This is a genomic window from Bacillus sp. JJ1609 (assembly GCF_036967045.1).
GTDB lineage: Bacteria > Bacillota > Bacilli > Bacillales > Cytobacillaceae > Mesobacillus.
Window position 1 is genome coordinate 95,719 of record NZ_JBALSS010000008.1, and the last position, 15,989, is coordinate 111,707.

The 15,989-nt window shown below is 44.8% G+C and carries 11 protein-coding genes; 1 reads left to right on the forward strand and 10 read right to left on the reverse strand.

The window, feature by feature from the left end; genetic code table 11:
• Positions 1-115: 115 nt before the first annotated feature.
• Both addA and addB read right to left on the reverse strand, forming a co-directional pair.
• Positions 116-3,901: a helicase-exonuclease AddAB subunit AddA gene (addA, locus tag V7654_RS09240; RefSeq protein WP_335430229.1), complete on the reverse strand. Its 3,786-nt coding sequence runs from the start codon at positions 3,899-3,901 to the stop codon at positions 116-118.
• 1 nt (position 3,902) lies between these two features.
• Positions 3,903-7,478, reverse strand: a complete 3,576-nt coding sequence (gene addB / locus V7654_RS09245; protein ID WP_335430053.1) for a helicase-exonuclease AddAB subunit AddB — start codon at positions 7,476-7,478, stop codon at positions 3,903-3,905.
• Positions 7,479-7,767: 289 nt separating this feature from the next.
• Between addB and V7654_RS09250 the strand changes: the two genes are divergently transcribed.
• Positions 7,768-8,898 carry an MFS transporter gene (locus tag V7654_RS09250; RefSeq protein WP_335430054.1) on the forward strand — a complete coding sequence of 377 codons (1,131 nt, stop codon included), beginning with the start codon at positions 7,768-7,770 and terminating at the stop codon, positions 8,896-8,898.
• Positions 8,899-8,943: 45 nt separating this feature from the next.
• Here the strand turns inward: V7654_RS09250 and V7654_RS09255 are convergent, their stop codons facing one another.
• The 8 genes from V7654_RS09255 to V7654_RS09290 all read right to left on the reverse strand — a co-directional run bounded on the left by V7654_RS09255 (position 8,944) and on the right by V7654_RS09290 (position 15,988).
• Positions 8,944-10,485 carry a class I adenylate-forming enzyme family protein gene (locus V7654_RS09255; RefSeq protein ID WP_335430055.1) on the reverse strand — a complete coding sequence of 514 codons (1,542 nt, stop codon included), beginning with the start codon at positions 10,483-10,485 and terminating at the stop codon, positions 8,944-8,946.
• Positions 10,486-10,670: 185 nt separating this feature from the next.
• Entirely contained in the window at positions 10,671-10,997 is a 327-nt protein-coding gene (locus V7654_RS09260; RefSeq protein ID WP_335430056.1) for a hydrolase, read from the reverse strand.
• Positions 10,998-11,616: 619 nt separating this feature from the next.
• Complete coding sequence (gene fabG, locus V7654_RS09265; RefSeq protein WP_335430057.1) at positions 11,617-12,357, reverse strand: 3-oxoacyl-ACP reductase FabG; 741 nt, start codon at positions 12,355-12,357, stop codon at positions 11,617-11,619.
• Between the two features lie 12 nt (positions 12,358-12,369).
• Entirely contained in the window at positions 12,370-13,281 is a 912-nt protein-coding gene (gene phaZ, locus V7654_RS09270; RefSeq protein WP_335430058.1) for an intracellular short-chain-length polyhydroxyalkanoate depolymerase, read from the reverse strand.
• 2 nt (positions 13,282-13,283) lie between these two features.
• Positions 13,284-14,297, reverse strand: a complete 1,014-nt coding sequence (locus tag V7654_RS09275) for a 3-oxoacyl-ACP synthase (RefSeq protein ID WP_335430059.1) — start codon at positions 14,295-14,297, stop codon at positions 13,284-13,286.
• Between the two features lie 332 nt (positions 14,298-14,629).
• Complete coding sequence (locus V7654_RS09280) at positions 14,630-14,812, reverse strand: hypothetical protein (RefSeq protein ID WP_335430060.1); 183 nt, start codon at positions 14,810-14,812, stop codon at positions 14,630-14,632.
• Positions 14,799-14,978 (reverse strand): hypothetical protein, encoded by a 180-nt coding sequence (locus V7654_RS09285; protein ID WP_335430061.1) that lies wholly within the window; start codon positions 14,976-14,978, stop codon positions 14,799-14,801. Before V7654_RS09285 ends, V7654_RS09280 begins: the two co-directional genes overlap by 14 nt.
• A complete protein-coding gene (locus tag V7654_RS09290) occupies positions 14,978-15,988 on the reverse strand; it encodes a branched-chain amino acid ABC transporter permease (protein ID WP_438825276.1) in 1,011 nt (336 codons plus the stop codon). Before V7654_RS09290 ends, V7654_RS09285 begins: the two co-directional genes overlap by 1 nt.
• Position 15,989 lies beyond the last annotated feature (1 nt).

Genomic DNA, 15,989 nt, shown 5'->3' on the forward strand with positions numbered 1-15,989 from the left:
GAACGGAAATCAACAGCCAAGTTTAACACAGCAATCAAAAAAACCGGTCTGGAATATTGTACGCATCCGACCGGTTTTCAGTATTTTTTACGGAGCAAAGCCGTAAATAAGATTATTAATCCTGTTCAAGTTCTAACAGATGGCCGCCATCGAAGAAATATAAATATTTCTCATTTACTGGCTGTTTCCATACTTGTTCGATCGCTTTAGCATATAAGCTGATTTGTATGCGATAGCGTTCTTCTAAGATGGATTTTGCCTGTTCGAAGCCGCCTTTGTAGCGGTCATGGATGCCGTCTGTCTTGAAGTCGAGCAGCACCGTGCCTTTTTCGTCCTGGAAAATGCAATCGACGACCCCCTGGATAAAAATCGGTTCATTTTCACCTTGCCAGTCTGGGTAAACTTCCTTCGCTGGCAGCGAGAGATAGAACGGCACTTCTCTGCTTACTTTCTGAGCATTCAATAACCTACTGCCAATTTCCGTTTCAAAAAAGGCAAGAATCCATTTTTTCTCGATGGCCTCTCTTTGCTCTGGGAAAAGAAGCTCACTCTCCACCATTTTTTCCAACTGCAGATCGAGTGAAAGTTCGTTAACAGGTTTTGTAAGGTCGATATGCTGCATGACCATATGCATCGCAGTACCGCGTTCTGCAGGTGTTAATTTCTTTTCCTGCATGAATCTTGGCCTGTTCAGGATTGGTTTTGTAAAACGGCGGATCATTTGGGTGCCGCTTCCCTCATCCCTTGTTTCATGATTCCGTTTCAGTTCTGTGACGGATTGCTTCGAACGGTGTGTCGCTGCTTCCTTGTAATGATAGTTCCATGAAAGCTGATTGCGCACCTCTTCTGATAAAGCAGAATTGATATTTACCGGCTTCCCTTCTGCTACGAGATCCATTAGGCTTTCGTGCTCTTCAGTCTTTTCATCAGCATAGGTTGCCACTTCCTCGGCCGTTATCGTTTCGATTTTCCAGCGTGATGGATGGCTGCTGATTTCATCAACAGGCGCAGTACTTGCCTCGCTGCCTCTTATCGAATCACAATCCTTATGACGGATGACCGCAGGGCCGATCCAGTCAATATAGCCTGACGCTGAAGCTCTGAGATATTCACCAAGAAGCCATTCTGGATGGCTTGCTTCATCCTGCCATTTGCTGATTGTTTTTTCAGCATCCTTTACTGACCCTATTAAATAAAGCTTTTCCTTTGCCCGAGTCAAAGCAACGTATAGCACCCTCATTTCTTCAGCGAGCATTTCCATCTTATGCTTACGCTTAAAGGCAAGCTGAGGCAGTGAAGGGTAAGAAATACGTTTTTCAGGGTTAATATATTTAGCGGCAAAGCCAAATTCCTTATCAAGCATGTAAAATTTCTTCAAGTCCATCGTGTTGAAATTCCTCGCCAAACCGGCGACGAACACCACTGGGAACTCAAGTCCCTTGCTGCTGTGGATCGTCATGATCCGGACAACATCCTCCTGCTCCCCAAGCGCCCTGGCTGCACCAAGGTCATCACCGCGTTCACGCATCCGTTCAATGAAGCGCAAAAATCGGAACAATCCTCTGAAGGTTGTTGCCTCATATTGCCTTGCCCGGTCGTATAGGGCCCGCAGGTTTGCCTGACGCTGCTTTCCGCCTGGCATTCCACCGGCAAAATCAAAGAATCTGGTTTCTCTGTAAAGCTGCCAGATTAAATCGGAAACAGATCCCTGACGTGCTGCTGTTCTCCAGTTCTTTAAGCGATCAAAGAAATTTCGTGACTTTTCATGCAAAGCTTCATTTTCGGCTGTCGGCTTTTTTAGGCAAAAGGTTGACAATGCCTCATAAAAAGTGCCTCGTTTCTGGCTAATCCTGATGACCGCCAGTTCCTCTTCGTTCAAGCCAACAATCGGAGATCTGAGTACAGCAGCGAGCGGTATATCCTGATATGGATTGTCAATCACTTTTAAAAGTGAGAGCATAATCGCCACTTCAGTAGCCTGAAAATAACCGGTCGATAAATTAGCGTAAATCGGAATCCCCTGCTGCTTGAACTCCTCCATGATTTGCGGTGCCCATGTCATCGAGCGGAGCAGGATGACAACGTCCCGGTAATTCACAGGCTTAGAAGTCTTCGTCTTAGGATTATAGACACCCCTGCGCTCCTCAACCATCTCTTTTATATGCTTCGCCATCAGTCTTGCTTCAAGCTGTGATTGTTCGAGGTCATCAGCGTCAAACTCCGTTGAAGCTGCTTCATTTTCTTCTGCGGCTTCGGCTTCACCCGAACCGGCATTACCTTTATCAATCAGCAGGAGTTCGACTGGGAATGACTCATCCTCAGGATACGGAGCTCCCTTTTTCAGTTCAGCATTTTCATCGTAATGAATCTCGCCAACCTTGACACCCATGATTTGCTTAAAAAGATAATTGGTACCGTCAAGGACTTCGCTGCGGCTCCTGAAGTTCTTGGCCAGGTCAATTTTCAAACCGGTTTGCTCGCCATCCGCTGTGAACCTGTTGTATTTTCCTAAAAACAGGTTTGGCTCAGCAAGGCGGAAACGGTAAATGGACTGCTTCACGTCACCTACCATGAACATATTTCCAGTCGATTCACCATCTGATGTCACTAGCTGGAGGATTGCTTCCTGTACCATATTTGTATCCTGATACTCATCCACTAGCACTTCTTTGAATTTTTTGCGATAAGCAATCGCTGCTTCTGACGGCATGGCGGCATATGTTAGCTCCCCGCCTTCTGATTCAGGATGTGCAGTCAGGATGTCCAGTGTATAGTGCTCAAGATCGGAAAAATCGACAAGTCCGCGTTCCTGCTTCACTTCTCCAAAACGGCGTGAAAATTCCTTTACCAGATCAATCAGGACAGCAATCAATGGTTTCATCTCCTGCATATCCTTCTGGAAGCTCTCCGGCCTCCTTGCAAACAGTTCGCTTTTCATATCCTGAACAATTTTCTTTGCTTTGTCCCTAAGATTTCCAGCCTTGTCCACCAGCTGCTTATCAAAATCATCGCCCTTACACGTTTTTGCCCGGTCAAATTTGGCAAGCTGCATCGCCTCATAAAGCTCAGACCATGATTGATCTTTGGCATTCAATAACGTTTCAACTACATGGAGATCATCTGTAAAATTAACAGCTCTCGGTGCAGGGCCCGCTGGCATTCTTGCAATCTCCAATCCTTGTTCAAGGAGTTGCTTTGCTCCCTGAAGCTGGAGCTCGATATCTGCCTTTAGAACCTTCATAAATGGCAGGTCCTCAATGGACGATGTTCCTGCAGCATCATACATCGAAACGATCGAATCGAGATACACATCGGGTGATGGATTGGATCTGGCAAAATCAAAAAGGTCTGCAATAATATCCTTCAATCCTTCGTCGCTGCGGTCATTCGTGAACGCATCAACGAGGTTAAAAAACAACTGGTTGTCTGCCTTTCCGTATTCTTCTTCGAATAGCTCCTCTATTACTTCATCTCTTAATAGCTGGCCCTCGGTCTCATCAGCAATCCTGAAGCCTGGGTCAACATCAATCAGATAATAATACTTCCTGATTACATCAAGGCAAAAGGAATGGAGTGTGGAAATGGATGCCCGGTTCAGCAGGCTAAGCTGCTTTTTTAAATGGATCGAACCAGGATTGGCATCAATCGCTTTCTCCAGAGCCTCTCCAATTCTGTGGCGCATTTCCGCGGCTGAAGCATTGGTGAACGTCACAACGAGCAGCTCGTCCACATCAATGGGATCATTCTCCGCTGTAATTTTTTTGATGATCCTCTCTACTAAAACAGCCGTCTTTCCAGATCCAGCCGCAGCTGCGACCAGGATATCCTGTCCTGATGCCATGATCGCCTTCCACTGATCTTCCGTCCAGGTTGCCCCTTCCGGTACTGGGGGTATATTCATTTTAGCCAAGATCCTCTTCCTCCTCCCCGATTGATGCAAGAATATCTTGTTTCTTTATTTCTTCTAATCTATCTGAGTTTACATTCAGGCCATCATTTACCTTTAGGCTTTCATCCTGGCGCAAGGCTTCAAGCAAATCTTCCTTCTTGATCACTGGAAGCTTCCTGAACTCATTGGATTCCACTGCCTGGTCAAACTGGCAAACAGGCTTGAAGGAACAGAATGTGCATGGAGCGCGGTCCTTGAGCTTATATGGAGAAACATCAACGATTCCGCTGACGATTCCGTTTCCTGTTTCAACATATTTCTTGCGTACAAACTGCCTTAAATGATCAAAGTCTTCTTTGCTCGCAACCTTCGAGCTTTTAAGAAGGCTTCCGTCCTTTTTAAAACCAGCTGAAATGATTTGGGAGCTGCCTGTATCAATGCTTTTGTCCATAAGCCTAATGACATTTTCATCGTTAAGCAGCAAGCCATTCATTTTAAACCGCTTGAGAATCTCTTCTTCAATTTCATCAAGGGTCAGCATTTTTGAAGCATTGACAATCGGATTATGGACATGGAAATACAAGACTCCGGCTGGGTCTGCTGGCGTTCCCACCAATAATGGCGAGTGGGTGATGATAATGTCCAGATAGGTGAGCATTTGCAATGCAACCCCGTAGTAAACCTCTGTCAGATTGACATCCTTCACGCTGGATTTATAGTCGACAACCCTCAGATATACACCATGATCATCCTCTGCTTTATCGACACGGTCGATTCGGCCCATCAGTTCCATCCTTGTGCCATTCTTAAGTGAAAACGCAAGCGGAGGCAGCTTTCCCTGTCGGCCAAAACCAAGCTCCAGCCCCACAGGTGAGAACCCGCTGACCTTAGCATGCTCACTTAACACTAGTGAAGCACGGCTGATGATATTTTGCAGCTTTTGCTTGATATAATGGTGCCTGTTCGAACTGAGCAGTATCTCGTTTTGCAATTTCGGCGCCAGTTTCTGAACCGCATCCTTGGCTAGTGCTTCAGCCTGTACTCTTGTCAAGCTTGCCCAGCTGAGGTTTTGTTCCATAACCGTTTCGGCAATTTCTTTTAATGCTGCATGGAACAAGTCTCCGATATCTGGTGCTTCGAGCCTGAAAATCTGTCTATCGCGGAGCTTCAGTCCATGCTGGACATAGTGTGAGAACGGGCAGCTGTTGAAAAGCTCCATTCTTGATACGCTCGCTTCAATTTGCTCTCCGTACAGCTCCTTGCTGACATCTTCGGACAGCTGCTTCGCCCTGTTTTCGTAAAAGAGACTGGATAGAACCTTACGCGCAGTGTCCGCCCAGCGATGGTCTTTCATATAATAATCGTATATATCCCACCAGAAATCGTAGACAGGATAATTCCGCTTCTTAAGCTGCAGCTGGGAAGTCAGGTAAGATAATGCCACATTTTCTCCTGCTGCGTATTCAAGCTGATCCTGCTCTGGCAATTCAGATGGATCAGGCAAGAAGTAGTGAGTTTGATGCTCCGGGAAAAGGTCTGATATCCTTTTGATAAAGGAGGATGGCATCAACGCTTTTCCTTCTTCATTGGCAATTGGATAGCTGATATAAAGAAGCTCTGATGGCGTAACAAACGCCTTATAGGCGATGAAATTCTCATCAAGCAATTTCGTACGGCTGCCCGGAGCAAGCTTTACTCCCTTTGATTGCAGAAGATCACGGTCATCATCGCCGAAAATTCCATCCTCGGACATCTTCGCAGGAAGTACGCCTTCGTTAACCCCAATGACAAACGCAACCTTGATATCGGCTAGCCTTGTCTTTTCAATGTCTGCGATGAGCACCTGGTCAATAGCCGGAGGAATCAGTGAAAACTTCAAAGATTCAAAGCCTGCATCCAGGATTGTGACGAACTGCTTAGGGGCTACCTTGCTGTATCCGAGCATTTCCACAAACTGATCGAGCAGGTCAATAACAGCATTCCACGCTTGTTCATGCTCCCTTGCTTCGACGAGCCTGCCTTCCTGTTCAGCGGCCATTCTCCAGAGTTCAAGCTTGGCTGGAATATCAAGCTCTTCCATGAACAAATACACCGCTTCAGACATTTTCCGTCCAGTGTCTGCCCTCTTCAGCCTCCGGGCCATCCTCATCAGCGGCGCTGTAATGAGCAGTCTCAGGTCATTCAGTTCCTGCTCTGTCTGCTTTTCTGCATCAGTCTGTACAGCACCGTCAAACTCAAGGCCTCTGATCCGCCTGTATTTCCATCGTTCCTTTTTCGTCCATTTTTCACCTTGGATACCATAGGCAAGAGCATAATTCTCAAGCATGTCCATTTGTTCGCGCATTTTGTTGATGTCTGCTCCAGCAGGGAATAACAGGTCCGTTTTTACTGCCCTGAAAATCGGTTCATACCGCCATTTCCCCAAGACCGTTTCAAGGCTTGAACGAACAAGCTCGACCAGCGGATGGTTCAGCATATTTCTTTTCTGGTCGATAAAGTAAGGAAGACCGTAGTCATCAAAAATCGTTTCAAGCACTTCCCGATAGTCGCTGCCTCTCATAAGCACCGCTATATCCCGGTATCGATAGCCCTTAACTCTTGCAAGTCCGCGTATTTTCCGGGCAACACCTTCTATTTCGGCTCTTCTGTTGGCGGCCTGGGCAATATGGATAGCGGCCTCTCCATTAAACCTTGATGCTGGCCTGGAATCGAATTCGCTCTCGAGATGCTTTAAAGACTCCTCATTCCATCGCTTCTGTTCTGTCAAAACAACTTCTTCTTCCAGGTCATACCCCTTTGTCTTGATCATATCGTGAAGGTTTTGACATGTTTCTCCGGTGACCCTGAACAAATGGAGTTCATCCGGCTGTTCGTCTTTAAAATTCTCATCAACTGGCAAGGCGATGGTTACTCTTTTACACGTACCGATCAGCTGATCAATAATCATCAACTCAAGCGGAGTGAAGCTGTAAAAGCCATCTATATATACTTCTGCATTTTTTAAGTACTCAGAAACAGGCACTTTTTCGGCAAGTAGCCTGAAGTAATCCTCTGAGTCAATATATTTACCAAACAGCTCATCTTCAAATTGCCTGTAAACAAGCTCCAGGTCATGGATTTTATCGCCAAGCGCTTTATTGCCCTCGGAAGTACCTGCCATTTTTCCCGCAAGCTCTTCCGGCTTGATTGCATAACGCTTAAACTCGATCAGCATCTGTTCCATTTGCTGGACGAAGCCATTTTTGTCAGCTGCTTTTTGAAAGATCTTCAGGTCGTCTTTTTTATCCTCAATAATCTTGCGGATCATCATGCTGACCCCGACGCTATCCAAATGATGCCTTGTGAATCCGCCTGTTTCCTGAAGAACCCTCCAGGCAAGACGAGGAAAGCTGTACACCTGCGCCCTGATCATTCCCCCGAGCTCTGGATCAGTGGATAACCGGTATTCTGACAAGAACGACATTTGCTCAGGAACAAGATAGATGACCGGGTCGCCTTGCGGGTCAGCAATAAGCCTGTGCTTAATTTCCTGAATGATCAGCTCGGTCTTCCCGCTCCCCGAGCGCCCTAATACCAAACGTACAGACATCTGACTTCCCCTTTCTCCCTATTAAAATTAAAGTCTCTTATGTTGATGATAGCATAGAATTTTTCTTCATATAAAAATTGAAAAAGGCGCTTCATTCTATGCGCCTTTGGATGTATTTCTGTTGCCAAACAATTGTTCTGTATATGAATTTATTATACCTTTTTTACCCCTGGTTTTGGAAGCAAAGACTCCGTTAATTTTTCCCAAAACAACCTACAATCTGTTGGGTGTATGCATATGTTATTGTTGGCAGGTGATCGATGTGAAATCAATGACCCTTTTTCAAAAAGTGTCAATTCTTCTGACGGTATGTGCAATTATGGTTGCGAGCAATATTTATACTTTAATTCCGATCTATTCCATTCTGGCGGACAATCTTGCCATTGCCGAGTCCCATGTCGTGTTAGCTGGCGGGCTGTTTACCTTTTTCTATGCATGCGGGCTTCTTTCCTTTGGACCAATTTCTGACTTCACTGGCCGCAGGAAAATCCTTGTCTATGGACTTTTGGCATCTGCGCTGACAACGCTTGCTGTCGGCTTTTCCACCGGCTCGATCAGCCTCTGGGTCACCCGTTCGCTGCAGGGGCTCACTCTTGCGACCTTCGCTTCTGTCGCATTTGCTTATTCCTACGATTTATTCACTTTCAGACAAAGGACCATCCTTGTAGTTTTAATCAATACGGGGTTTTTAATCGCTGGCATCTTTGGGCAGGTCGCCAGCGCTTTCCTTGCAAGCCTGTATTCCTGGAACAGCGTTTATATTTTTTTCTCTGGAGCCTATTTTGTCCTGTTTGCGATTGCTTACTTTTTGCTAAAAGAATCTCCAAGTCCTGAAGTGGGAAGCAGGCCACTATGTAGTGTTTTTTTCAACTTATTATCCGATTCGCGCTTGATGAAATGCTTTATCATTACGTTTTCGCTTCTATTTTCAATCATTGCATTTTACGATTCAATCGGCAGGTTCTTTATCGGTCCGCCCTCAGACCTGCTGATGATCCGACTGGTTGGCTTGATTGGTGCTTCCTTATCGCTTTTCACCGGGAAAATGATGGATCGATGGGGAGAGGTGCGGACATTGATTGGAGGCCTGGCAATTGGTGCCACGAGTGCGTTCATGCTGCTGGTCCTTCATTCCACGCTTCATTTAGTTATTTTTTCGATTTTTTTCGTTTCCTCCATCTCACTTGTGATTCCGACAGCAATAACCTTGATTGGCTTTTATGGCAGCAGACAGCGGGCCAAAGCACTATCGCTCTATTCCTTCATCCTTTTGAGTGGCGCAAGTCTCGCTCCGCCAGTGGCAGCTCTTTTATCATTCAAAGGAGTCATGCTGCTGTTATCATCGCTGTTTTTGTTTAACATTGTCCTGTGCTTATTTATAAAAGAAGAAAAGGCATTTCAATCAGCTGATGCCAATTGAAATGCCTTTTCATTTACCTGCAACAATCCTATGGAATATAGTTTTCTATATGACAGGCTTCTGTTTTTCAGTGTTTTTAATCAACGCATTATTCTTTAGCAGCTTCTTGTCGATTTTACCGACATGCGTTTTTGGCATTTGAGCAATGAAATGGATATGCTTTGGCACTTTGTAGCCACCGAGCTTCTGTCTGCAATACTCTTTGACCTCTGCCTCTTCAAGGTCGCTTTTCTCCTCACGGACAATAAAGGCTGTCACAACCTCACCCCATTTATCATCGGGCATCCCAATTATAGCTGCTTCCTGAATCGATGGATGTGAACATAGCCAGTGCTCGATTTCAAGCGGAAAAACATTTTCCCCGCCGGTAATGATCATTTCCTTTTTCCGGCCGACAATATAGAAATAGCCTTCTTCATCCTTTTTAGCCAGGTCACCAGTATATAACCAGCCATCTCTTAATGTGTCTTTCGTTGCGTCTTTATTATTCCAGTAGTAGGAAAAAGAGTGATTCCCCTGTATCGCCAGTTCCCCAACCTCGCCGGGAACTGTTTCACAGCCTTCCTCGTTTATGATTCTGACTGCATTAAAGAGCATCGGTTTTCCGACAGACCCCCGTTTCAGTTCAGCCTCTGCTGGATCAATAAAAAAGTTATTTGGCCCAGCTTCCGTCAAGCCGTAGCCTTCCTTGAACGCCATCCCCTTCTGCTTGAAAGCCTCGTAGATATCTAGCGGGCAAGGCGCACCCCCTGACAGAAATATTTTCATATCCTTGAACTCAGCTTTGTAAAAGTGTTCGGATTTCACAAGCATATGATACATCGTCGGCACAAACAGGATGATTGTACACTTGAATTTTATTAAATTCTCGATGGCTTGTTCCGGGACAAATTCCCTCGCAATAATAATTTGGCCCCCAGCCATCAATATAGGAATCGAAAGCGCATTAAGGCCGCCTGTATGAAACAACGGCAAATAAGTCACCGTCTTATCTTCATTCGTCAGGTTCCAGCTGACAACCGTGGATATCCCGTTCCAAATGATCGCACGGTGTGACAGGACTGCCCCTTTCGGTTTTCCGGTCGTTCCTCCGGTATAAATCATCGCCAGCGGGTCTTCCTCATTCACTTCAGCGTTCCTGAACTTAGACTTGTTGAGACGGCCAGCGTATTGGTCAATCAGCAATTCATATTGTGTTCCATCTATCGGAAGGCTGCGCGCCTCATGCTGCCATATCATCGTAACCTCATTGGTAAAGTTGGAATGGAACGCAAGAAGCAGCGGATCCGAATCGCTAATTATATAGGCAAGTTCATCGACGGACAGTCTCCAGTTAAGCGGCACGAAAATAGCGCCGATTTTCCCACAGGCAAACAGCAAATCAAAGTAACTAATTCCGTTTGGCGCGAGCAGCGCAACCCTGTCACCCTTTTGGACACCTTTTTCCTGCAGCCACATGGCTATTGCTTTTGCCCGATCATTGACCTCCCTAAAAGTCCAGGCATGATCCGATTCAGCATCACCAATTGCTTGGGCCGCCGGTGTCATTCTCGCTCTCGTTTCCAGCCAATCGAGCTCCCACCTCACCGCAATCTCTCCCTCTCTCGTTCATGATGAATTCATTTTAGAAAATAAGAGTTACAGGTTAGTTACAGAACGCTAAGAGAGTGATTTGATGATTGGAATTAGTGAAGATATGTTTCTCAACAAACAATCCATTGGTTGAGATTTATAAGTAAAGCCACAGCACGAGACTGTGGCTTCTAGTTTGATTATCTATTCAGCTGCTGTTCATCCAGAATTCCCATGTTTCTAACATGGTTCTTCGCTTCAGCATCGCCAAGCTTGTAAACCATTGCATAAATTTCCTTCATCGTCATATCATATTCCGCATTTTCACGATCAGGATCTCTGAAAGGGACATGAGCATTTCCGAAGGTTTCCCAATCCGCTTTATAGTTCTCAACCAGGAACTCACGAAAATGCTTGATTTCCTCCCCAGTAGCAATGAGGGTAAAATGGCCCTCCGGCTCAGCAGGCTGATCCAATACCTCGCCGCTTTCTATGTTAAAGTAATAAGTTTGTTTTTTTTCCTCCATGTATAGCACCTCATTCTTTTTATTACCATTTACCACTTTTGATAGAAAGTTAATCTTATAAAATTTATCCATAAGAAGTTTTTGGGTTTAAACAGTTTTTTTAATGAAGATTTAGAATCTGCTGCTTATAAATTATTTAAATTTCAGTTTGAAATCGTAAAAAATATATGTTTTTTGTGTCATTTAATATCGGTTGTAAAGGATTTCAAGATTGGAAGGGACAAATTATTGGTATGAGTGCAGTTTTTTTATCATTATGAATCCTTTTAAACACTTTTTTTAGTTGCGGGGAAACTATTTCTCCAGTTGGAATCATTTTTTCACCAGTTGAAGCAGTTTTTTCACCAGTTGAAGCAGTTTTTTCACCAGTTGAATTGTCTTTTTCACCAGTTGGACTGATTTACCGACATAAATCGCAATTGTACAATTGATTTTGAGTTGGAACGATTGTATCCCCATATTTTAATACTAGTTGAAACAGATATAATACCAGTTGATATGAATTTAATACCAGTTGAAACAGATATATTACCAGTTGGACCAATTTTATTACCAGTTGAGCCTTTCGTCCCTCCACACCCCAAATAAAAAAAGCGCCACAAGTGCGCTTTTTCACCATCTACATCATAATCCCGCCATCTACATGAAGGGTTGTTCCGTTTACATAATTGGATTCATCTGAAGCAAGGTATAAATAAGCATTCGCGATGTCCTCCGGTAAACCCAATCTCCCTAGCGGAACCATCATTTTCATTTGATCTAGCACTTTTTCCGGAACTATGGCGGTCATACCGGTTTCGATAAACCCTGGTGCTACTGCATTTACGTTTATTCCCTTGCGGCCGAGTTCCTTTGCCCATGTTTTGGTCATCCCGACTACACCGGCTTTTGTTGCAGCATAATTGGTCTGCCCAACATTGCCATACACTCCTGAAACAGATGAAGTATTAATGATCTTGCCTGAGCCTTGCTGGACCAATGCAGGGACTACTGCCTGGGCACAATTAAAAACTCCAGTCAGGTTTACGTCTACAACTTTCTGGAAGTCTTCGACTGCTAGCTTGTGCAGCATGCCATCTCTTGTAATTCCAGCATTATTGACCAGGATATCAATTTTCCCAAACTGTCCAAGAACCTTTTGAACCATGGCATCCACGCTGCTTCTGTCTGCTACATTCACCTGAAAAAATGCTACCTCGTATCCTTCTTCAGACAGCTCAGCTGCACGCTGTGTTCCTGTTGCCTCGTCAAAGTCTGCTAATGCCACTTTTGCTCCTTCTTTAGCAAAGGTCTTCGCCGCTGCCAAGCCGATTCCGTTAGCAGCGCCTGTAATGATCGCAACCTTATCTTTCAATCTCATAAGCTCACCTTCCTATTCTGCTAAAAATTCTTCGATATGCTGCTGAAGCTGCGCTAAATCATCCACCAGCGGAGAATGTCCGCAATCCTGTAATTCCACAAATTTAGCACGGCCTTCAAAATCCTCGACAATCTCTTCTGTCATCCGCTGTGTGACGACCAAATCACGGTCACCTCGAAGCACAAGGACAGGTATCTGGATGTCCTTCACCTGATTCGTGCCTTCCATTAACCCGTTATTTACAGCACTAATGTTAAAAGTATTGAGAGAATGATAGATTTCCGCTAGATTGCGCTGAGTCAGCATATCGTCAACATACTCTTCATAATGCTCTCCATCCGGCTGACGATTCGTGTAGATCAGCATATTCCACATCGCCTTTAAAAACGCTCTATTCTGCTGGTCATATGCAGTTTGGACAGCGACTGTCTTGCCAAGGTCCGCTTTAACATCTTCATAGGAGGTTATCCGATTGTTTACATCCGGCTGGCCTTCCGGGCTTGTGCCAAAGAAAGGATAACCGCGGGTTGAAGCAGATGCCAGCAAAATGAGCTTCTCACAATAGCCAGGATAATCGGCAGCAAACTGCATTCCAACAGCCCCGCCTGTCGACCAGCCAATGATTGAAAAATCCTTCAAGCCGATTTCATCGACAAACAATTTTACGTCATCCGAAAAATCCTTGATCGACATATTTGGTTTATGGTAGCTTGATTCACCAAAGCCTCTCATGTCGAGTGCGTAAATTTTATAAGCAGAATCCATCTTGTCAATCAGCAAATCCCAGTGCTTCGATGAAGTCATGTTCCCATGAATCAACAGAACGTTTTTCACGCCACCTTCCCGTTCCCGGTATGCGATCGTCTCTCCATTTGGCAAATCCACTTTCTTAATTTCGACTGCCTGAGCTTCCGTTTTTTCCATTACTACTCACCCTTTCCCCAGCGTATGGTTGTGGCACCCCATGCATATCCGATTCCGGCACTGACAAGAACTGCAATATCGCCGTCCTTCAGCTTTCCCGAACTTTCGGCTAACTCCAGCGATAGAATCTGGTCAATCTGGCCGATATGGCCATACTCTTCAAGATAAATAGAATTCGAGTCTGCTAAGCCAAGCTCGCTCAAAACATAGTCGTGTGCTGATCTTTTCATATGAAGCATGCCGACATAAGCGATTTCTTTATCAGAAAATCCGCTCTTTTGTACGGAGCCCCTTATCACCTTTAGGAAGTTAACCATCGACTTTTGCTCCAGGCGGTCTTTCATCCCTTGAGGATCCAATACATCAAGCTGGTACAATCCGCGTTCAAGATTTTCAGCAGATATCGGATTTTTCGTTCCGCCTGCAACAACGACCACATCCTCGGAAAAAGAACCATCTGTAATCATTTCTGTTTCAAGCAGGAGATTCTCTTTGTGGCCCTTTTTCAATAAAATAGCCCCTCCTCCGGCTCCAAGGTTATACATGAAGCGTGTCCTCGGATTCTCATAATCTATGAAGTCGCCGTTACGGTAGCCGCCTGCGAGCAGGACTGTATTGATCTCAGGATACGAGAGCATCATCCCTTTAGCCAATTTCAAGGCCATCACTGTTGTGCCGCATCTTAAAGCAGTATCAAACGCCCAGGCGTTTTTAGCGCCAATTTCTTCCTGAAGCTTGATGCCTGCTGTCCATAAAGGATACTCCTTGTATTCCTCGCCAATATAGATGACCAGGTCTATGTCTAATGGGTCAATAGCTGCTTTTTCAATTGCAATTCTCGCAGCTTTGATTCCCATCTCGCAAGTATGGTCATCCGGTCCCGGAACAGGCTTTTTCTTGATTCCCATTTTCACTTCCACAACTGCTTCTGGAATTCCTGCCAATTTTGCAATTTCTGTACCTGATATATATGTTTCGGGAAGATAGATCCCCGTACTTACAATCCCTATTTGCACTGCTCTTCCCCCCGTGAAAATAGTGGACACTGCCTAAAAAGCAGTGTCATTGCTAGCTTGCTTAATTTTGAATGTGAAAAATTGTTTGTGTGTACTTTCTCAGCTTTAAATCCTTATTGGAACATCAGGAGTGCCATTTTCTTCATTTCATTGTTCCAATGGCCTTTATTGGAACATCAATTAAGCTTTTTTCTCCATTTCATTGTTCCAATGGCTCTTATTGGAACATCAATCAAGCTTTTTTCTCCCCTTCATTGTTCCAATGGCTCTTATTGGAACATCAATCAAGCTTTTTTCTTCATTTCATTGTTCCAATGGCCCTTATTGGAACATCAATCAAGCTTTTTTCTCCCTTTCATTGTTCCAATAGCTCTTATTGGAACATCAATCATGCTTTTTTCTTCATTCATTGTTCCAATGGCCCTCATTGGAACATCAAAGAGGCTTTTAACGCCCTTGTATCGTTCTAACGAACCATACAGCACTTTCAAACCAACAAATCTAACCTTCTCCAACAATCTCTTTAATAAATTCCATTGCTGATTCTACTGAATCAAACAAGGCTTCTTTTTCATCCTGTACATGGGTGACTTTGACTCTCCAGCATTTTTTTCCGCTGTCCATTTCGATGTCCGCCAGCTGGAAACGGAGTACGAATGATGTGATCTGCTTCGTTTCCATCATGAGTCGCCCTGGCTTACGGCTTCTGATTTAACCGGGACAGCCGGCTTCTTTTTCCTGCTGAACTTCAGCTTTTGCAGGGAACCGACGATGCCCATCGGGAAGAACATGACAGCGAGTATATAAATAATGCCAAAGAAAATGATCCATCTTTCAAAAATCCAGTGAACCTTCGCCAGCTCGGTCAGCCAGTGATGCGAGAACTCAATGATACCCGCACCGATGATTGCACCAATCAGAGTTCCGACTCCGCCAATGATTGTCATCAGCAATGCGTCAAGCGTGATATCCATCGTGAATACACTGGTATTTACAAATCTGAGTGACACAGCATACAAAATCCCAGCGATTCCAGCTAGTACACCAGAAACGACACTCGCAATGATTTTATACTGAAGAACACTGTAACCAAGCGATTCCGTGCGCTGTTCATTCTCCCTGATTGCCTGCAATACCCTTCCGAGAGGCGAATTGGTAAATCTTCTGAGGAGAATAAAAACAATCACCATCGAGGCAAGGCAGATCAGGTAAAAATCAGTACGGTCCTTTAAGAAGTCCGGAACCCTGAAGGTGAATCCATCATTGCCATAAGTGACCGTACGCCATTTTTCAGCGAGGACCAGGAACAAGCCTGCAAACGCCATTGTCAGCATCGCATAGAAGTGGCTCTTTAGTCTTAATGTCAGCAGGCCGACAAAATAACTAACCAGGGCGGTCAATAAAATCGTTACCAGAACCGCCAGCAGGAAGTAGCTTGTTTCCGGCTCGAATCGTTTCATGAAAACACCGACTGTGTACGCGCCGATTCCAAAGAACATCGCATGCCCAAATGAGACAATGCCTGTATAGCCGAGCAGGATATCATAACTCATCGCCAGGACTGCAAAGATGAAAACCTGGGAAAGCAGGATCAGCATGCTTCGTGAATCATAGACAAAAGGAAGTATCGCTAAAAACACAGCGATGATCAGATAAAAAATATTCATACGGTTAGAAAGCATTTTTGTCATC